This is a genomic window from Chryseobacterium ginsenosidimutans, from assembly GCF_024807225.1.
Lineage (GTDB): Bacteria > Bacteroidota > Bacteroidia > Flavobacteriales > Weeksellaceae > Chryseobacterium > Chryseobacterium ginsenosidimutans.
On the sequence record NZ_JANUCO010000001.1, the window covers coordinates 2,999,215 to 3,019,782 of the forward strand.

Consider the following 20,568-nt stretch of genomic DNA (forward strand, 5'->3'; position numbering starts at 1 on the left):
ATTGAATAGTTTTTAAATTTTAATTACATCTTAAAAATTGTGTTTCTTGTATTAAAGATAACAAAAAAGCCTGACATAATCAGGCTTTTTATTAAATATTTTTTAAAACTATTGTTTTATTAATTTCTTGGTTACTTTTTGTTTTTCTGTTTCTACCGTTACGACATAGTTTCCGGTTTGCATTGAGGAAATATTAACCTCAAATTTAGTTCCTTTTAAAGAAGAATCTGACTTGATTAATCTTCCTGCTTCATCATAAATTTTAAATGATTTTAAAGCATCTTTTGAAGAAATGGTAATCATATTTTTAGCCGGATTCGGATAAATATTTACTGAATTATCTTTTGTATTTACATCTTCTACCGCTAAAACTGCACAAGAGAAATTCGCTTTCCAACCGATACCCGTTTCGGCAGGATCAGAAACAAATTTTACCGTAATCGCTCCGGAAGAATGCGTAGAAGTAAATGATCCCGGAACTGTAGTTCCCGTTAAAGCATTTCCTGTAGCAAACATCGGTGAGCTTGTAGACGGACCGTTATAAATATACATATAATCATAATCCTGCTCCAGACCAAATTCTGTGAATGACATCGTTAAAGCTCCTGAACTTGGATAGAAAGTTTTTGTGATCGTTTGATTATCACCATAATTTCCTGTTGTTCCTCCGGTATCTGTAAACTGAAATCCACCACACCAGTCTGCATCTGTCAAGAACAATTGGGTTCTTTGGTACGCTGCAGAACATTCCGTACCTACAGATAAAAGATAATACGTTGCAGGCTGAAGATTAGAAAAACTGAATGACTGCGTCGTGGTTGTTCCGTTTGTAACTGGAGTTCCATCAAATTTTGTTAGTTTATATTTCCATGAAGTTGAAGTGGCATCTGTAAAGGTTGCACTTGCAGAAGTTTGGGTAATATTTGAAACAGACATTGCTGTAACTGTTGTTGTACAAGCTGTTGTACAATTTGTTCCAAGACAAGCTTTAGAATCAACCGTACTTCTGATTAAAGCTCCGGGTTGAAGACCAAAACCGTTTGCAAAATTAATTCCAACTCCTGAAACCAAGTGACAGTAACTCATGATGGTTCCTTTTACCGTAGATGAAGGAATCGGTCCTGTTGGACAAGACCCTTCCGGATAACCAGCTACAGCACCACAACCGTCGATTGCTGTAGAATTTCCGTTCCATGCACAAGCGTGAGTGTGAGGAGAACCTAAACTGTGTCCCATTTCGTGCGTCATCGCTTCGATCGTCCAAGAATAAACAGGAACGTTGTTATACGTCTGAGAAGCTCCTGAATAAGCGTGTCTGCTTGTTGTACAAAGAGAATTTACATACGCCACACTCGTCGTAGAAGGCTGGTTTACCAAATGCGCCAAATCTCCGTTAAAAGTCTGTCTGTTCGCTCTGAAGCTCGCCAAATTCGCGTTTGGAGTTCCTGTATAAGGATCTGCGGTTGTCCAGATATAAATCTCATTTAAAGCAACTCTGATATCATCATTATTATAAAGGGTTGAGATATTATTGTGAATTGCCGTTAACCAATTTGATGTAGTCGTTGTGTTTGAACCGTTATTTACATACGGTGCGTAGCAAATTTCGTAATAGATTCTTACACAGTTTTGTGTTAATACTTTTCCTGTATTTTTCTGAGCATTCGGATCGAAAGATACTTTTTGCTTCTGATTTTCTGCTAATTCATCAACACCGCAAATGAAAGGATTTAAACCCGTTAGTTTTGAATCTGAATAACTTACAAAATCTGTAGAGTTTTTAACTTTTCCTAAAACAACATTTCCCAATTCCATTGTAGAAGCAACTCCTACGACATCATTATCGAAGAAACTGAATGCTACAATAGATTGATTATCCCCTTTTACAATTCCCTGATAATAAGCTCCGGGAGTATAATTTACGATTTCGCCTTTGTTGGTAGTAACCTTAAAATCATTCGTAAAAATCTGATTTTTATATAATTCCAAAGTAATTTGTTTTCCATCGAAAGGAAAAGAAATTTCAAGAAATTCCGGTTTTTCGTAAACCAGTTTTTTTAATTGTTTAGCATCAACATTGATGACCGAAATGTCTGTTGCCGCTCTTTTGTATTCGGCTAATTTTTCTGAATTTTTGTTGACTGTGAATACATCATACTTTTCAAAGTTTTTCTTTTGAGCATGATATTCTGAGACTTTTTGAGCCACAGGTTTCATGTTCTGAGAAAAACCAAAGACTGCACACTGTAAAATGCAGAGAGTTAGGAGTTTTTTTATCATTATTACTATTTATTACAATTTGCAAATAAACAAAAAAAATCCAAAAACAATGGGAACATTTTAAAATTTTCACATAATTTAAAATTTAATAACAAATTAAATCTAAAAAATAGCTCAATTTATTTAAAAGAAAAAGGCATTAAATTAACTAATGCCTTTTTGCTTAAAATTTAAGATAAATCTTTTATGATTATTTTTTTACGAATCTGATAAGGATTGCGCCCACTGCAAAAAACGCAGACATTGATATGAATGCATACTGCATATTATGAAACTTTTGGATGAATACACTGAAAATAAGCATTCCGCAGATAATTGCTATTTTTTCAAGCACATCATAGAAACTGAAGTAGGTTGTATTTTCCATAGAATTTTCCGGTAATAACTTCGAGTATGTCGATCTGGACATCGCCTGAAGCCCCCCCATCACCAAACCTATAAGACCTGCCAAACCATAAAACTGTAGTTGAAGATTAGGATTTTCTTTATTCAAAGAATACGCAGATAAACAGCAGATAATCCAAATAATAACAGCAATGGTGATCACGTTTTTGTTTCCGATCTTTTTAGATAATTTTGAGAACAGGAAAGCTCCGAAAATCGCGATGATCTGAATTACTAAAATTGTAATAATAAGTTTATATTTATCTACTTCTTTCGGGAAGATAACGGTGCTTCCAAAAGGAACAGCCATCAAAAATATAGTCTGCATCCCTACACTGTAAAAGAAGAAACTTGATAAGAAAAATTTCAGCTTTTTATCTGAAAAAAGCTTGCTTCCAACACGGAATAATTCTCGAAAGCTTTCTTTCGCAATATCTTTATAGAAACTGATGTTATCTTTTAATACTTCAAAGAAACCACCTTGTTCTTCGTGCTTTTTAAAAATGTTTTTATAATTTAAAAGAACCAAATCTTTAGGAAGTTTCTCCTTCACATCTCCGAACTGCGGCAAATGTTTAAAAGTATATTGCGAGAATCCAAACCACCAAGCTCCCGTCAGTAAGAAGCTTATTCTGATATAAATCTTAGCCTGTTCCGGACCTTTCGCTACTACCTGGATTAATACCAAACATATAATCAATAAAATTACGGATCCTATATAACCGTAGATATATCCTTTTGCAGAAAGCGAATCCTGCTTTTCGGGAGTGGCAATATCGGGTAAGAACGAATTATAAAACACCAAACTTCCCCAAAACCCTACACTCGCCGTAATACTGAACAGCAAACCTAAAAAGAAATTAGACATCCCCGTAAACATCGCCAATCCCATACATGATGTTGCTCCCAGATAACAGAAAAACTGTAAAAAAGATTTCTTGTTCCCAATAGTATCTGCTAAAGATGACAAAAACGGTGATAAAAGTACAACGAGGAAAAATGACAATGCGTAAGAAAAGCTGAGAACAGCATCCGGCTCATAACTTTCTCCAAACACTCTTATCATGTGTCTCACAGGAACTTCCTGAATTTCTTTGGCAGCACTCACAAACTCTTTCTTGTTGTAAGCTGTCGTAAGAATCGTGTAATAGATAGGAAATATGGCAGACGTAATAACCAGTGAATAAACAGAATTTGCCCAGTCATAAACTGCCCAAGCTTTCATAATCTTCGGATTATTCTTTATATTCTGAGGTTGTTGATTCTCAATTTCAGACATTATAATTAAATATTAAGTAGCACAAAAATATAAAAACCATTGAACATTCGGTGCTTTTTTTTATTAATTACAACTTAACAGAAGATATAATTTCTTTTTTATGAAAATCTCAATATTCTTATCAATAAAAAAGTGATCCATTTCTGCATCACTTCTTGTTTTTATAAATGTTTACTCAAATGGAATCCTTTATTTTTAACGCAAAGATTATATTTACATTCCGCATTATTTTTAGAAGGCAAAGACAAATAAAATTTGCTTTCGCGAAGCGTGAAAACAACACTTCATTAAATCAACTTGTTGATTCATCTTTACTCACTTCAACTAAATTACTATTGAATTAAATCTTTGCGTTAAAAAATTAGTATTGCTTTTTATTAAATTTAAACAGACTCTAAATAAATGAATTTTTAATATCAATAATAGCTTTTGTATTTTTTGCGGTTAATTTTAAAATCAACCTCTATAAAAACAAAAAATTGGAGCCGAATGACTCCAATTTTTATATTTACATCTTAAAAATTTAATTACAAATTCTCAATAACAATAGCCGAAGCTCCACCGCCACCATTACAGATCGCTGCAGCACCGTATTTTGCATTGTTTTGCTTTAAAACATTGATCAAAGTAACGATAATTCTAGAACCTGAACTTCCAAGTGGGTGACCGATAGCAACCGCTCCACCGTTTACGTTTACTTTAGAAGCATCTAATCCTAAGATCTTGTTATTTGCTAAACCAACTACAGAAAACGCTTCGTTGAATTCGAAGAAATCGATGTCTGTAAGCTCTAAACCTGCTTTTTTAAGAGCGATAGGCAAAGCTTTTGAAGGTGAAGTTGTAAAATCTTCAGGCGCTTGAGCAGCATCAGCGTAAGAAACGATTCTTGCTAATGGCTTAAGTCCCAATTCTTCCATTTTCTCTTTAGAAACAAGAATCAACGCAGAAGCTCCGTCATTAAGAGTAGAAGCATTTGCAGCTGTTACCGTACCTTCTTCTTTTTTGAAAACTGTAGGAAGTGTAGGAATTCTGTCGAAATTTACCGCTTTATATTCTTCATCTTCAGCGAAAACGATAGGATCTCCTTTTCTCTGAGGAATCGATACAGGAACAACTTCTTCAGCAAATTTCCCTTCGCTCCAAGCTTTTGCAGCTCTTTTGTAAGATTCAATCGCAAAATTATCCTGCTCTTCTCTTGAAATACTATAATCTGTAGCACATTTCTCTGCACAAACTCCCATGTGAACCTTATTGTAAACGTCTGTAAGACCGTCTAAAACCATTCCGTCCTGCATTTTAACGTCACCTAATTTCGTAGCGTTTCTTGCATTATAATAGTGAGGAACTGAAGACATGTTTTCCATACCTCCTGCAACGATTACCTCTGCATCACCCGCTTTAATTGCCTGTGCAGCCATCGTAACAGCCTTCATTCCTGAAGCACAAACTTTATTGATTGTCGTAGCAATAGTCTCGTTTGAAAGTCCCGCTCCTAAAGCAACCTGACGAGCCGGAGCCTGTCCTTCTCCAGCCTGTAAAACGTTCCCCATGTAAATTTCCTGAACCGATTTCGGATCAAGACCGATTTTGTCTAATGCTCCTTTTACCGCAACAGATCCTAACTTAGTAGCCGGAAACCGTTGATAAACTTCCCAAAAAACTTCCCATCGGAGTTCTTACTGCGGAAACGATGAATACTTCTTTCATGTGTATATACTTTATTTCTATTTTTTATTTTCTATTACTTTTTCTAAAGGCAAATCATATTTATCACCATTCAATACGCTTTCAATTCTTAAAAAATTATCCTGGCTTGCAAATATTTTATTAGAATAAACATCTCCTATTTTTACAGGATTGTCCTTCTCTGATTTTTCCAGCACAATCGCCTTATAATTGCAGTCATCAATAAAAACCATGGTGGATTTTATAAAATCTTTTCCGTCGTTATAATATTCTGTCTGCACATTATCTTTCACCGTCATATACCAAAGGTTTTTGGGATAATTGATACGTAAAAAAGTTCCTTCTTTGATATTGCTGCATTTTACAGGGTTATCTAAAGGCTTTTGTTTTACAGTTTCAGTTTTTGGCTTTGGCTTTGACTTTGCTGTTTCTTTTTTCTGTGCGTCGATTTGGGAAACACATAAAAATAATGCCGCGACTGAAAGTACTTTAAAAAAATTCATATCTGTGTTTGTTTTTATTTATTCTTATTTTTTGCTAAAAGGATGATAAAAGCTCCTACAAATTCTACGATCCAACCCCATCTTAATTTTACGATACCCGCCAGTTTTTCCTGCCAAGATTTGAAAGGCATAAAGCTAAAGTATTCTAAAGACTGCATCTTTACAGCAAACAAAGTGAAGGTGAATAAAAGGATTAAAAGAATCGCAAAAATTCTTGCCATTTTCCCACTATTGTTCACAATCCCAAAAAGTGCTCCTGCGGAGAAAATCCAGCATGCTATTGCCAAATAATGATCTACCTTCCAATAGTTCCAGTTTCCTACAATAGGCACATGAACTAATGGCAGAAAGCTTCCTGCGACAACTAATAACAATCCTAATAATTGAATATTTTTCATATCTATTAAAGTGCCAAAATACAAAAAAAAACACACTTAGAATAAGTGTATTTTAAATATAGTAATTTACAATTAACTATTTATTAATAATAAAAATTTCAAAATAATATTTAATAATTCGTAAAAAAATAATACACATTATTGATAATTTAAAAATTAACACTCATTATTTCTATTCCGATCTGAAGTCCATATTTGTGTGTCAGATTAGCATTATTATTAAATGTCGGTGTAAAATCCTTCTGAACGTATATATTGAATCCCGCATATCCTATTCCCAATTTTCCTCCCACCACAAAATCATTCACGCCATGTGTCAGTCTTTCTCTTTCTACTATCCTGTTACTGAATTCATTAGAATATTTATTGTAAATATTGCTTGTAATTCTTGCTCCTCCGTAAACTCCTGCAATAATATTAAACTGGCTTTTTCTGTTGTCCAGATATTTTACGCCGTCATACTCGATATATTTAGGATTTAAAACAAATCTGAAATCCACCGGAACAAAAATATAATGATTATCAAGATGCGTTTCCTTCAAATCCCCTTTAGCAAAATCTTTAATTCCTAGCATATTATTGTCCTGAGAAAATACTCTGCCGTATTTCGGTTTCGACTGATCCCATCGATAACCAACTCCAATTCGATAAAACAAAGGACTTCTGAATCCTCCAAGCTGATTTTCATATCTCACCACAAAACTTGTAGAATTAAAAACCGTATTTTTCACATCAGAATCTTTATCAAAAAATTTGAAAGGCTTATCTTTTGAAGTATATCCGGTTCCAACAAGCGCAATTGCATATTCAAAGGATTGAAGATAGTCTTTTGGCGTTTTCTTATCTCCATCCATACGCATTTTTACGCCACCCAATCCGAGCATCATTTGGTTTTTCCCGCTTCTTAAAGAATCATTCGGTCTCAAAACAGCATCTTTTACCATTTCTCTCGTTGCTTCTTCGAGTTCAGATTTTCGGGCATCTACTTTTTCATTAATGCTCTGTTCGTATTTTGAAGCAATTTCGGCTCTTTGTTTTTGCTTCTCATCGGTATTGATTTTATTATTCTTGAAATTGTTGTCGACGCCATCAAGCTCTTTATTCATTTTTACTTTTTCTGAAACTACGATGCTGTCGATCTTTCTCGAATAGCTTTTTAATTGTGAATTTGTGTGCGGATTTTCTTGTGCAAAACTGTAAGAAAATGCCATGACAGCAGTCATTAAAGCAATTTTTGTTTTCATGTATTTTTATATTATTTTAGACACTACTATAGCGCTGTTCGTTTTTAATGAACAGGAATTTCTATTTAAAAAGTTTAAAAATTTACTTGGAATCGATATAAACCGTCACGCCTAGAACCGTCACATTATCTACTTTCGGAACGGCTTTATCAAGATTAAAAACACCTAATTTCACTTCGTTTTTATACGGATTTTCACGGGTTTTATCAAATTCTCTTCCTAAAAGAAGCTCATTTGCATTGATGTAACTTGATTTTGTTTTTTTCACTTCTGCAATTACAGGAAGGTTTGGATTTTTATTTTCAATTTTCACTAGCTTAATCTCAATATTTTCAGGCTGTTTGATTGCAATTTGAGATGTTTTAAATTCTGAGATTTCAGGTTGAATAAATTGCTGTTCTTTTTTTGGAATAAAATTTTCTTCAGCATTGATCTTTTTATTTTCAGCAACAATTTTCACTTCATTTTCCTTAATTGCTTCATCATTTGAAATAACAGGTTGAGTCTTGAATTCCGGATTTATCGTGTTTTTCAATCCTTTTTTAACAAGATAATCTGTTTTCTTAGAATCAAAATTATTTTTATCGGTAGTAAAATAAATAACAGTTCCTACCGAAATCAACAACAAAACAACGGCTGCATATTTCCACCAATGGAATGATGTTTTTGAAACCATTTCAGGCGTTTCCTCCAGCTTTTGATCCAGTTTATCCCAAAGATCTGCAGAAGGCTTTATTTCAAGCTTTTCGTAATCAGATCTTAACTGTTTCATTATTTTTCTTTCCATTTTCTTTTGCTTTTAAATAATCGGCGATCCATTTCTTCGATTTGCTCAACTGGCTTTTGCTTGTGCCTTCAGAAATATTGAGGATTTCTGCAATTTCTTGATGCTTTTTCTCTTCAAAAACATAAAGATTAAAAACAAGTCTGTATCCATCGGGCATTTTAGAAAAAATTTCATCCATATTAATTTCTTCTATTTCATCTTCCCAGTTGTCTTCTAAATCTCCGATTTCATTTACCTCAACATCTTTATAAAGAATATTTTTACTTTTCCTGATGAAATTAATCGAATTATTGACCACAATTTTCCTCAGCCAAAACGGGAAACTTTTCCATTCTTTGCATTCGTCAATTTTCGAAAAACAGGTGAAAAAAGAATTCATCAAAATATCTTCTGCATCATGGAGATTATTAACGTAAGAATTTGCAATGGCAAGCATTTTCGCCGAAAACATGTCGTACAGAGCTTTCTGCCCTCTCCGGTCCTGTTTTTTTGCCAGTTTAAAATTCTCTTCTAAGTTCTTCATTTATCAGTTTCTATTTATAAGACGGAATATTGCTGAAAAGGTTGCCTTAAAAACAAAAAAAATTGCACTTTTTTTGAAAATGCAATTTAATATATTAAAAATCAATGAGATAAAAATTAATGTTTTATCTCTGAAATTTCTGCGGGATTGTGTTTATGTCTGAATAAAACTGCAAATAAGACAGCTAAAATTAAGGCATAAGCTGCAAAAGCCAACCAGATATTTTGCCAGTCTCTTAGCATTACGGCAGATGATAAAGTACCATCTGTATTTATTGCTGAATTGAACGTATTTTTAAGAATCTCAATAAAAGTAGGATTATTAGGTGTTGTTTCCAAATAAGATGATAATTCTGTAGCATTTGTGAATTTGTGCGTGAAGAATTTATCAATTGCCCAACCTGCAATATTGCTTCCGAAAAAAGCTCCGAAACCATTCGTCATCATCATGAATAATCCTTGTGCAGAAGAGCGAATCTTTTTATCTGTAGTAGTTTCCACGAAAAGTGATCCCGAAATATTGAAGAAATCGAAAGCCATCCCGTAAACAACACAAGATAAAATAATTAATGATACTCCATATCCTTCCGGAGTTCCGTAAGCAAAGAAGGCAAATCTCAGTACCCAAGCAAACATTGAAATCAACATTACTTTTTTAATTCCGTATCGTTTTAAAAAGAAAGGAATCGCCAAAATAAATAATGTTTCAGAAACCTGAGAAATAGACATCACAATCGTTGATCTCTGAACTACAAAAGAATCTGCATATTTAGGAAAATGAGAAAATTCACTTAAAAAAACGTCTCCATAAGCGTTTGTTAACTGTAATGCAGCTCCCAAAAGCATAGAAAAACCAAAGAACAAAGCAATTTTATAATTAGCGAATAGCTTAAACGCATTCAGACCCAATTGTTCAAATAAAGGGGCCTCTTTATCTATAAGTTTTTGTGGCGGACATTTAGGTAAAGTCAACGCATAAATTCCCAAAATAATTGCAGCTACTCCTCCAATATAAAACTGTCCTTCTGTCGCTTTATTACCTGTAAGATTGGTAACCCACATTGCCACAATAAAACCAATTGTTCCCCAAACACGAATCGGAGGAAAATCTTTAACAACATCCAAATTACTATTCTTTAAAACAGTATAAGAAATAGAGTTTGCCAATGCGATTGTCGGCATGTAAAAGCACATCGCAACCAGCATTACATAATAAAAAGAATCAGGATTTTCTGTATGCGGTAAAAAGAAAAGAACCAAACCATACAGGATTTGCAAGACCGAAAAAATCTTTTCTGCGTTTACCCAACGGTCGGCAATAATTCCGGTAATGGTCGGCATAAAAATGGATGCAATCCCCATTGTTCCGAAAACAGCTCCAAACTGCGCTCCATCCCAATGTTTTGTACCAAACCAAAAATTAGCCATCGTAATCAGCCAAGCTCCCCAAACGAAGAACTGCAGAAAACTTAGGATGGTAAGTCGTAATTTTAAATTCATAATTATTAATGTAGAATATCTCTTTTAATCAATTTTCTTTTTCCTCCTCTTGATTTCTTCCTGAATTTCCAAGGCAGTATCAAAATCTTCTTCTTTTACGGCTTCTTCCAATAGTTTCTGAAGCTCTTCCATAGAAACAGATTTCAAACTATCTTCCGCCTGAATCGTTTCAGAAAACGGTTGGTCTTCTTTGGCCACATCTTCTAGCTCGAGAAGAATCCCGGCTTCATTTAAGACTTGCTGAGTGGTAAAAATAGGAGCATCAAATCTCACTGCCATTGCCACAGCATCAGAAGTTCTTGCATCAAGGATCAATTCTTCCTCGTTGGCTTTATTTTTAAAGTTGATATTTGAGAAGAAAACGCCGTCTACAATCTGATAAATGATCACAGAGACCAACTCATAATTAGCAGAAACGATAAATTTTGTAAATAAATCGTGCGTAAGAGGACGAGGCGGATGAATGTCTTTCTCCAGACCTAGAGAAATGGATTGAGCCTCGAAATTTCCTATAACAACAGGTAATTTTATGTGTGTTTCTTCATGTTCCAATAGCAACGCGTACGCCCCGGATTGTGTCTGGCTGTACGATATTCCGCGAATAATTAACTGTTTATAATCCATGACTACAAATATAAATTAATTTTTTTATTGTAGGATTTACTTTTAGACAAAAATAAAAGCCCGAAAAGGGGCTTTTATGTATGAATTGTGAATCAACTTCGTCGTTAGTTTTGCTTCTCAATTGAATTTTAAATTCAAACAAACAAAGCAAATTGACGAGTACAAATTCACTTTTTTTATCCTTTAAGAGCTTTAATTTTCTCTGTTAATGCAGGGATAATTTGAAAAGCATCTCCTACTACTCCATAATCAGCTGATTTGAAGAACGGAGCTTCAGCATCACTGTTGATTACAACAATCGTTTTCGAAGAGTTCACTCCCGCCAAATGCTGAATTGCACCAGAAATACCGATCGCAATATAAAGATTTGGAGAAATCGCTTTACCAGTCTGTCCTACGTGTTCTGTGTGAGGTCTCCAACCGATGTCTGAAACCGGCTTAGAACAAGCTGTAGCAGCACCTAAAACACCTGCCAATTCTTCTACCATTCCCCAGTTTTCAGGACCTTTCAATCCTCTACCTGCAGAAACTACGATTTCAGCTTCTTTAAGATCTAATTTTCCTGAGCTTTGTTCGTGAGAAATTACTTTAGTATCTTCATTAGCAACAGATAAGTTTTTCACTTCTTCAGAACCAGCTACTGCATTTTCTTTAACACCGAAAGCATTCTGAGAAACCGTAACGATTACTCCTGCTCCTTCCGCTTTTGCATGCATAAAACCTTTTCCTGAGAAAGATCTTCTTTTCACCTGGAATGGAGAAAGGCTTTCCGGAGCAGCAATAGCATTGGTAATTAAAGAATGTCCGTTCATAATAGACAACATCGGAGCGATAGATGAAGCGTCTGTTGTGTGAGGGAAAACGATAACACCGCCACCGCCATTCGTCACTTCACTTACAGCCTGAGCATAAGCTTTAGCTGAGAAGCTTTTAAGACCTTCGTCTTTGATATTGATTACATTTGATGCTCCATATTTATACAATAAATCTGAAGAATCTGTAGGGTTTACAGAGATCGCAATCACTGTTTCACCAGCTTGATCTGCAATAGCTTTAGCATAAGCAACTGCCTCGAAAGCCGCTTTTTTGTAAACTCCGTTTATATTTTCTGCGTATACGAATACTGCCATTTTTTTGATTTTTAAATATTAAAGATAATAGACGGATAGATGATAGACTTTAATAAAAAAGATTTGAGATATGAGACTTACTCTCTTTGCACCTCGTTTCTATTACTATTTTTCTATTATCTCGTTGTCTGTGTTTATTAGATAACTTTAGCTTCTTCGTGAAGTAATCTTACCAATTCATCCAAATTATCCGGAGAAACCAATTTCACAGCAGCTCTTGGTGGAACGCTGTCATAAGAAACTCCCTGCACTTTCACCTCAGAAGAAGTAGGCTCTACAACCTGCAAAGGTTTTGTTCTTGCAGACATAATCCCTCTCATGTTTGGAATAATTAAATCTTTTTCGTCTACCAATCCTTTCTGACCAGCAATTACAGCCGGTAATTTTACAGAAATAGTTTCTTTACCACCTTCAATTTCTCTTACAGCAGTCGCTTCGTTTCCGTTTACATCTAAACCTACAGACGCATTTACGAAAGGCTGATTCAACAACTGAGCCACCATTCCCGGAACAGAACCACCATTGTAATCGATAGATTCTTTACCACAAAGAATTAAGTCGTAACCACCGTTTTGAGCAACAGCAGCGATTTCTTTTGCTGTAGAATAACTGTCTTTAGGATCCAAATTTACTCTTACCGCATCATTTGCACCGATTGCCAATGCTTTTCTTACAACAGGCTCAGTAACAGCATCACCTACGTTGATTACCGTTACAGTAGCACCTTGAGACTCCTGAAGTTTAATCGCTTTTGTCAACGCAAATTCATCTAACGGGTTGATTACCCACTGAATTCCGTTTTTGTCGAAAGCAGATTTGTCTGCCGTAAAGTTAATTTTGGAAGTAGTATCCGGAACACTACTTATACAAACTAATATTTTCATGTGTACTATATTTATTGTTTCTCTATTCGTATAAAAATTAGGGGATTTTATACAGAGATTTAGTTTTAATTAATTTTCGCTAATATAAATAAAAAATATATTATGCATGCATAATACTTATTAATTTACTATTCAACGCATTAGATGTATTTAACGTGCTGGTTTTGTTGCCCTAAATTCAATCTTACTGGGTAAAACTCTCGGATTCATTTTTAAAATATCCAAAACCAGATTTCCCATATCTTCCGGCTGAATCTTCCAGTCATCCTTTTCCGAAGGCGTATTTCCGTTAAAGTTTGTCGCTACAGAACCGGGCATAATTACCGTTGCTTTAATATTATATTTCCTTAAATCGATCATCGCAGCCTGCGTGAAACCAACAACACCGAATTTTGAGGCGTTATAACCTGTTCCGTTTTCGAAGAAATTCGCACCTGCCAAACTTGAAATGGTAATATAATATCCTTCCGTTTTTTTCAATTCTTCTACTGATGCTTTTAAAGTATAGAAAACTCCCGTTAAATTGGTCTCGATCATATCATTCCATTCTTCTGCAGACAATTGGTCTACCGGTTTGAAAATCCCCAAACCTGCATTGGCAATAACAAAATCTAGCCTTCCGAATTTCTCTTTGATATATTTTACGGCTTCTTCTTCGCTTTCAAGACTTTTTACATCAGACACAATTCCTAAAACATTTTCAGAATATCGTTTTAATTCTTGTTCGGTTTTTTCCACATCATCTCTTTTTCTCCCTGAAAATGCAACCGAAACCCCATTTTCAAGCAAAATTTTAGCAATCCCGAAACCGACACCTTTCGTTCCGCCTGTTATATATGCCACTTTACTTTCTAACATAAGATTAATTTTAATTCTCTAAAATAAATAAAACCTATCAATAAAAATGGTTTGTTCATACTAAGATTTATCACTTATCAGTCATTTATATTAAGATGGAAAACATTCATATAACAAAAAAATGCCCTAAAATAAGGGCATTTTATAATTTCAAATTATTTCGAGTAATTCTCAAAAAACAAAGGAATACTCTCAATTCCCTTATAGAAATTGAATAATCCGTAATGTTCATTAGGAGAGTGAATCGCATCAGAATCTAATCCGAAGCCCATTAAAACGGATTTAGCTCCTAAAACCTGCTCAAACATCGCGGTAATAGGAATACTTCCGCCTCCTCTGTAAGGAAGAACTTCTTTTCCGAAAGCTGTTTCCATCGCTTGTTTTGCTGCTAAGAACTCTTTTGTATCTGTTGGTAAAACATAAGGCATTCCTCCGTGATGTGGTGTAACCTTCACTTTTACATTATCCGGAGCGATTTTCTCAAAATATTTTGTAAATTTTTCTGTAATTTCTTCCGGAGTCTGATAAGGAACCAAACGCATAGAGATTTTAGCAGAAGCCTTAGAAGGAATCACTGTTTTTGCCCCTTCTCCTGTGTAACCGCCCCAAATTCCGTTGCAGTCCAATGTTGGGCGAATAGATGTTCTTTCAAGGGTTGTGTAGCCTTTTTCACCTTCTACTCCGCTTAATCCGATCGATTTTTTGAACTCTTCAGGATTGTCTTTCAACTTATTCATATCTGCTCTGTCGGCATCAGAAACAGCTTCTACATTGTCGTAGAACCCGTCGATTGTGATATGTCCGTCTTCATCGATCAATTTAGCAATCATTCTTGAAAGCACATGAATCGGGTTTGGAACTGCTCCACCGTAAAGTCCGGAGTGTAAATCTCTGTTTGGACCTTCAATTTCAACTTCTACATAGCTTAAACCTCTTAAACCTGTTGTAACAGTCGGTTGTTCGTTGCTATAAATATGAGTATCGGAAATTAAAATACAGTCGCAAGATAATTTCTCTTTATTTTCATTAACAAAATCTCCTAAGCTTACAGAACCAACTTCCTCTTCTCCTTCCAAAATAAATTTAACATTACAAGGAAGAGAGTTTGTCTTCATCATTGCTTCAAAAGCCTTTAAATGCATGAAAAACTGTCCTTTATCATCTGCTGAACCTCTTGCGAAAATGGCTCCTTCAGGATGAAGCTCGGTTTTCTCAATATAAGGTTCGAAAGGAGGTTTTGTCCATAATTCTAATGGATCTGCAGGCTGAACATCGTAATGCCCATAAACCAAAACCGTTGGTAAGCTTTTATCTAAAATTTTATCCCCATAAACGATAGGATATCCCTTTGTCTGACAAATTTCTACATGATCGGCACCTGCATTTTTAAGGTATTCTGCTACAACATCCGCACATTTCAATACGTCATTTTTATAGGCAGGATCTGCAGAAATAGAAGGAATTCTCAATAATTCAAATAATTCATCTACGAAACGTTGTTTGTTTTCGTTGATGTAATTTAATGTCTCTTGCATTGTAAAATTTTATTTTGTTAAAAGTAAAAAAATTGCCCCGCAGGAACAAACAAAATCATATAATTTTCCTCAGGTTTATCATTATGTAGATTTTAAGCTGATTGTATCGGTAATCACATCCTTTGATTTGATGAAGGTGTTAATTTTTGCTTTGGTTATTTTGTATTTTTTCTAATATTGTAAACCTTCAAGGTTTTAAAAACCTTGAAGGTTTGATTTTTTGTAACAGTCGCAAATTCCTAGCCCCGATTGGAGCATTTGTTTGAGCTCATTTTGTGGATGTATCGGCGCGGCGGCAAAGCCGCCGCGCCGATACATCCACAAAATAGCGAGTGCGGAAAGCGGGATAAAGCTCCAAAAAAAATGTCTCACATTACTGCGAGACATTTTTTATATTGTACTAATTAATTAGTGTTCAGCTTTTGGAGTATGCTCTTCCGCCGGTTTTGCAGCAGCTTTCGCGCTATCTGCTTTTGGAGCTTCTTCCCCGTGCTTTTCGGCAGTTGCTTCCTCTTTATGTTCTGCCGCAGCTTCGTGACCGTGAGCTTCTGCTCCGCCTTGTGGATCATCAGAATATCTTTCGATTCCTTCTTCAAGTTTCAAAGTATTCTTATTTCCTCCAGCCTGAATTTTTTTACAGCTTACAGCAACAGTCGCAAGGGCTAAACATATAACTAATTTTTTCATATGTAGAATTTATTTTTTAAGGTCATATGGAATCGCATGATCGTTATTTTAACAGCAAGCGATTTCACGTTTCAATTTTTGATTGCCCAAAATTAAGGATTCCTATTTTTTTCAGCAACATTTTTATACTGATTTTAATATTATTTTACCTTTTTTGGATTGTGTAAAAATAAGATAGCTTTCTCCACCATCTTTTAAACCATATTTTTTCTTGATTTCTTCCGGTTTTAAAGGATAGTTTTTTGAAATAATATTAAACTGACTTTTCTTTTTAATCTGCTTAGCATCAATCGTTTCCATTTCAAAAATCCTTCCGGGGAAATCGTTGAGTTTTTCATTTGAAGTATAAAAATGGGAATTCGGATGAAGTTTTTTTAATTGAAATTTTTCTGAAATTAAATTAAAAATTCCCGCCTTTAAAATCGGATTATTGGGAATATAAATGAATTTTTCAGGTTCAGCATATTCTGCATGAGCATTTTCTTCTTCTCCAAACGTAAAATTAAAATTCGATTCTCCACTTTCAAGGTTCACGCAATGGCAAATAATATCCTTCGAATTTTCATTTGATAGGAAAACGACAACTTCTTTTACATCATTTTTAACAGCAATAATTTCAATTCTTACCACATTCTGCAACACTGAAATCAGATATTTTAAATCGATTAAAGGTGACAGTTTTATCACCACTTCGTTTGAAATAGAAAGTAGTTTTTCCTGTATTTCGATAATATTGGGTGATAAATCTTCCAGCAAAAAGACTTTATTTTTATTATTGTCTCTTCGGGCGGGATCAAGGTAAATGACATCAAAAGTCTCTTGATTTTCATTTAAAAAATCTTCCAGTTTCTGATTGATGAATTTTGCTTTTTTATCAAGAGTATTCCAATTATGTTCAACAATTTCTAAAAGATCAGAATTTTGTTCTACAAGTGTTACATCCTCAAAATTTTGAGATAAGTAGTAAGCGTCAATCCCGAAACCGCTCGTTAAATCAATAAACTTTTTTCCTTTTAAAATTTCTGATTTGTAAATTGCCGTTTTTTCGGATGAAGATTGTTCTAAATTCAATTGCGGTGGAAAAATGATTCCTTCCTTCAATAAAAACGGAAACTTTTTTTGTGCTACTTGCTTTCCTTTAATTTGTTGAACAATTTCCTGTATGGAAACTTCTGGAAATGGAGATTTTTTTAATAGAAGTGAGTGCAGATCTGCGTTTAGATTTGCGTTGATGTATTTTTGAATTTCTTCTTTTAAAACTTCTTTAACCACAGATTTTTCTTGAATTACAAGTAGTGTTTGCTCATGGAAATGCTTCGAGAGCCTCAGCATGACAACGCTACAAATTTACTGTAAATAAAACCACTTACTATTAGAAATACTACGATGATTCTCGAAGGATGTTTTCAGCATGATTACACTACAAATAGAAACAGTTAGTATTAGAAATGTCATGCTGAGGCTCTCGAAGCATCTTTACAAATTTATTAGAAACTATCTTTTATAAAAAATATAATCCGTCAATACAGGATCAATGCCGTTTTGTTTCAGGAGAGAATTGATTTGTCCGCGGTGATAGGTTGAATGATTGATCGCCTGAAAAAGCATTTCAAAAACACTGTTTTCGAACTTTGTTCCTCTCGAATTTTGATATTCAATTCTTTGATCCAAATCAGAGTTTTCGATAATCTCAATACTTTTCTGGAAATTTTGATGATTGATTTCGTTTAGATTCTCAAAAGGATTAATCTGCCAAACTTCGAAAGATTTTTCGCCTAAAACTCTTGAATTCCAGACTTGCTGAGCATTCAACGTATGATTGATTAAGCTGATTGTTTTCTCATTAACTTTTTCAAGGTTTTCAGAAATAACCTTAATCATTTCTTTGTTGAAATGATAGGTGTATTCAAATAAATCAACCATTTTGTCTTTCATTATTCAAACATTTCAGCCCAACGAACGGCTTTTAATTCCTTTTCGTTATACAATTCTTCAACAGACTTTTTAACGTCTAACTTTGGATATAAATTAACGCCGATCAGCTTTATTTTTCCTTCTTCTACCCATTTTTGTTCTTCAACAGCCTGATCGTAGATTTTTTTCTGGATTATTCCTTGCTTTAAAAGTTCAAGATAACCTCCTGCTTCTTCGATTTCAACGAACAAAGCCCAAGATTTTTCTGCAATCTGCTGTGTAATATCTTCCACGTAATAACTTCCGTTTGATGCATCTTCAAAGACATTGATGATACTTTCGTAGGCTAAAACGATTTGTTGTTTAAAAGAAATTTCTTCCGAAATATCCGTCGTTCCGTTAACAATATAATTGTTACTGAAAACCGCATCAGCTCCGCCAATCATTGCAGAAGCCAATTCCAAGGTCGAGCGGATCAGGTTATTTTCACTATCAGAAACTGCCTTATTTCTCAAAGAAGTTTCAGCAAAAATATATGGAATTTCGTCTAAATTATATTCTTTTGAAAGTTGATTGAAAACGATTTTAAAAGCTCTCAGTTTTGCTGTTTCAAAGAAATAATTTCCTCCGATGGCAATTTTAAAAATCAGTTTATTTACAATTTCAGAGCCGTAAACTTCTACTAATTCTTTCGTTTTTGCCAACGCAATTCCTAATTGCTGGTAAATCGCAGCTCCGGCATTTTGGTGAAGAGAAATATCTACACAAATGTTTCTTTTAAACTCTTTTGCTAATAATTCTTTAACCAATTGGTCATTAATTGTAGCATCTTTTTCATCAAAAACATCAATTAACGAAAAATACTGGTCTTCTTCTTTCGGGCTGATGTGTCCTGCCAAATCTACATTATTAATGAAAATGGTTTTCTGTTCCAGATGTTCTACATTATGATCCACAATAAACGCAAATACATCCTCTTCCAAACTTTCGTGATATCTTGCCACCAAATGAGTACTTTCCTCGATTTTCGGCAGGTTTACCAAAGGTTTCTGAACCGAATCATAAAAAGGTTTTACATCAATTCCTTCTAAATTTTCTTTCTTCAGAATCGAATAAATATCTTCGGTTTTAAGTTGTTTTTTTACTAAAGTTTCCCAGGTTGTATTTGACATGGATGATAGATTATTTGTAAGTGTAAATCGAAAATTTAACTTCGCAAGTGAATCTTTCAGAAAAATTGACAGCAAAGCAAATTGACAATTAACTTTTTAATTATTTTTTGGCAACATTTGTACTATCTACGACCAAAATGAAGATCTCTTCATCCGGTTTTTTCATAAAATAGTTTTCTCTTGCGTATTTTTCTTTTTCAGATTTGCTGTTCATCAATTTTTTATAAAACGTGTCATTTTTTTCGTATTCCGTTTTATAATATTGAAGTTGTTCTTCGTATTTGCTAATTTCACCATTCAGTTCATTAATTACCAAAAACGAAGTTTTATCAAAGAAAATCATCCAGATCAGAAACATACAGATCGTAATTGTGTATTTATTCAAAACATAGGTTTGAATAACTTTCAAGGTTTCAGACTTTGGCTGGATGTCTTTAATAAGTTTGTTTTCTTTCATTTTTACTATTTTCTCAACGAATTTTTAATAACGGTAGTTAAAAAATCAATCGCTACGGAATTCTGCCTCATATTGGGGATAATAAGATCCGCTTCATTTTTTGAAGGCTCAATAAATTCCTGATGCATTGGCTTCAAAGTCGTCTGATAACGGTGCAAAACTTCTCCCAAATCTCTTCCTCTGTCCTGAGTATCTCTCCGGATTCTTCGGATCAATCTTTCGTCGGAATCTGCATGTACAAACACTTTCAGATCAAACTCCTTTAGTAATTCTTTGTTGGTAAGAACCAAAATTCCTTCTACCACCAATACATTTCTAGGCTCTACAGTTACGTGATCTCCGGTTCTGGAATGGGTAACAAAGCTGTAAATCGGCTGCTCTATCGGCTCATTATTTTTTAACGCTTTTACATGTTTTATCAATAAATCAAAATCGATAGACTTTGGGTGATCGTAGTTTAAAGCTTCTCTTTCCGTCAACGTAAGATTATGATTATCATGATAATAATTATCCTGAGAAAGGATATTCATTCCTTCTACATCAAGCTGTTGAATGATCTTATCAACAACCGTAGTTTTGCCAGATCCTGTACCTCCTGCAATTCCTATTACAAGCATTCTTTTTGTTTCTTTATAGTTTTTACAAATATACTATTTTAGTTCAATGCAAGTAAAATAATGAAAGCTGAATTTCTTCCAATAAAAAAAATCCGATGCCTAAACAC

Annotated in this window: 19 protein-coding genes and 1 pseudogene; all 20 read right to left on the reverse strand. The window is 34.3% G+C overall.

Features of this window, described 5'->3' with window-relative positions; genetic code table 11:
* Positions 1 to 108 precede the first annotated feature (108 nt).
* On the reverse strand, positions 109 to 2,280 hold the full coding sequence (locus tag J3D55_RS14125; protein WP_259132068.1) for a T9SS type A sorting domain-containing protein: 2,172 nt from the start codon (positions 2,278 to 2,280) through the stop codon (positions 109 to 111).
* 190 nt (positions 2,281 to 2,470) lie between these two features.
* Positions 2,471 to 3,943 carry an MFS transporter gene (locus J3D55_RS14130; protein ID WP_259132070.1) on the reverse strand — a complete coding sequence of 491 codons (1,473 nt, stop codon included), beginning with the start codon at positions 3,941 to 3,943 and terminating at the stop codon, positions 2,471 to 2,473.
* A gap of 527 nt (positions 3,944 to 4,470) precedes the next feature.
* A pseudogene (locus tag J3D55_RS14135) lies at positions 4,471 to 5,650 on the reverse strand (acetyl-CoA C-acyltransferase).
* A 17-nt stretch (positions 5,651 to 5,667) separates the two neighbouring features.
* Positions 5,668 to 6,132 (reverse strand): hypothetical protein, encoded by a 465-nt coding sequence (locus J3D55_RS14140; RefSeq protein ID WP_259132072.1) that lies wholly within the window; start codon positions 6,130 to 6,132, stop codon positions 5,668 to 5,670.
* Between the two features lie 14 nt (positions 6,133 to 6,146).
* On the reverse strand, positions 6,147 to 6,530 hold the full coding sequence (locus J3D55_RS14145; protein ID WP_259132074.1) for a hypothetical protein: 384 nt from the start codon (positions 6,528 to 6,530) through the stop codon (positions 6,147 to 6,149).
* A gap of 149 nt (positions 6,531 to 6,679) precedes the next feature.
* Positions 6,680 to 7,774, reverse strand: a complete 1,095-nt coding sequence (locus tag J3D55_RS14150; RefSeq protein ID WP_259132076.1) for a hypothetical protein — start codon at positions 7,772 to 7,774, stop codon at positions 6,680 to 6,682.
* A gap of 82 nt (positions 7,775 to 7,856) precedes the next feature.
* The gene (locus J3D55_RS14155) at positions 7,857 to 8,546 is read right to left on the reverse strand and encodes a hypothetical protein (protein WP_259132078.1); all 690 of its coding nucleotides are present in this window, start codon (positions 8,544 to 8,546) and stop codon (positions 7,857 to 7,859) included.
* On the reverse strand, positions 8,527 to 9,084 hold the full coding sequence (locus J3D55_RS14160; RefSeq protein ID WP_259132080.1) for an RNA polymerase sigma factor: 558 nt from the start codon (positions 9,082 to 9,084) through the stop codon (positions 8,527 to 8,529). Before J3D55_RS14160 ends, J3D55_RS14155 begins: the two co-directional genes overlap by 20 nt.
* Before the next feature lie 116 nt (positions 9,085 to 9,200).
* On the reverse strand, positions 9,201 to 10,583 hold the full coding sequence (locus J3D55_RS14165) for a nucleoside permease (protein WP_259132082.1): 1,383 nt from the start codon (positions 10,581 to 10,583) through the stop codon (positions 9,201 to 9,203).
* 24 nt (positions 10,584 to 10,607) lie between these two features.
* Complete coding sequence (locus tag J3D55_RS14170) at positions 10,608 to 11,207, reverse strand: bifunctional nuclease family protein (protein ID WP_259132084.1); 600 nt, start codon at positions 11,205 to 11,207, stop codon at positions 10,608 to 10,610.
* Between the two features lie 176 nt (positions 11,208 to 11,383).
* Entirely contained in the window at positions 11,384 to 12,337 is a 954-nt protein-coding gene (locus tag J3D55_RS14175; RefSeq protein WP_259132086.1) for an electron transfer flavoprotein subunit alpha/FixB family protein, read from the reverse strand.
* A 137-nt stretch (positions 12,338 to 12,474) separates the two neighbouring features.
* Positions 12,475 to 13,221 (reverse strand): electron transfer flavoprotein subunit beta/FixA family protein, encoded by a 747-nt coding sequence (locus J3D55_RS14180; RefSeq protein WP_047401879.1) that lies wholly within the window; start codon positions 13,219 to 13,221, stop codon positions 12,475 to 12,477.
* A gap of 150 nt (positions 13,222 to 13,371) precedes the next feature.
* The gene (locus tag J3D55_RS14185; protein ID WP_259132089.1) at positions 13,372 to 14,079 is read right to left on the reverse strand and encodes an SDR family oxidoreductase; all 708 of its coding nucleotides are present in this window, start codon (positions 14,077 to 14,079) and stop codon (positions 13,372 to 13,374) included.
* Positions 14,080 to 14,234: 155 nt separating this feature from the next.
* A complete protein-coding gene (locus tag J3D55_RS14190; protein ID WP_259132091.1) occupies positions 14,235 to 15,614 on the reverse strand; it encodes a dipeptidase in 1,380 nt (459 codons plus the stop codon).
* A 408-nt stretch (positions 15,615 to 16,022) separates the two neighbouring features.
* On the reverse strand, positions 16,023 to 16,301 hold the full coding sequence (locus J3D55_RS14195) for a hypothetical protein (RefSeq protein WP_259132092.1): 279 nt from the start codon (positions 16,299 to 16,301) through the stop codon (positions 16,023 to 16,025).
* A 123-nt stretch (positions 16,302 to 16,424) separates the two neighbouring features.
* A complete protein-coding gene (locus J3D55_RS14200) occupies positions 16,425 to 17,633 on the reverse strand; it encodes a class I SAM-dependent methyltransferase (protein WP_259132094.1) in 1,209 nt (402 codons plus the stop codon).
* A gap of 162 nt (positions 17,634 to 17,795) precedes the next feature.
* A complete protein-coding gene (locus J3D55_RS14205; RefSeq protein WP_259132096.1) occupies positions 17,796 to 18,236 on the reverse strand; it encodes a DinB family protein in 441 nt (146 codons plus the stop codon).
* Positions 18,236 to 19,387 (reverse strand): methylmalonyl-CoA mutase family protein, encoded by a 1,152-nt coding sequence (locus tag J3D55_RS14210; protein WP_259132098.1) that lies wholly within the window; start codon positions 19,385 to 19,387, stop codon positions 18,236 to 18,238. The genes J3D55_RS14205 and J3D55_RS14210 overlap by 1 nt, the downstream gene beginning before the upstream one ends.
* A 100-nt stretch (positions 19,388 to 19,487) precedes the next feature.
* The gene (locus J3D55_RS14215; RefSeq protein ID WP_259132100.1) at positions 19,488 to 19,844 is read right to left on the reverse strand and encodes an FtsB family cell division protein; all 357 of its coding nucleotides are present in this window, start codon (positions 19,842 to 19,844) and stop codon (positions 19,488 to 19,490) included.
* 5 nt (positions 19,845 to 19,849) lie between these two features.
* Complete coding sequence (gene udk, locus J3D55_RS14220; protein WP_259132102.1) at positions 19,850 to 20,461, reverse strand: uridine kinase; 612 nt, start codon at positions 20,459 to 20,461, stop codon at positions 19,850 to 19,852.
* Positions 20,462 to 20,568: the final 107 nt, after the last annotated feature.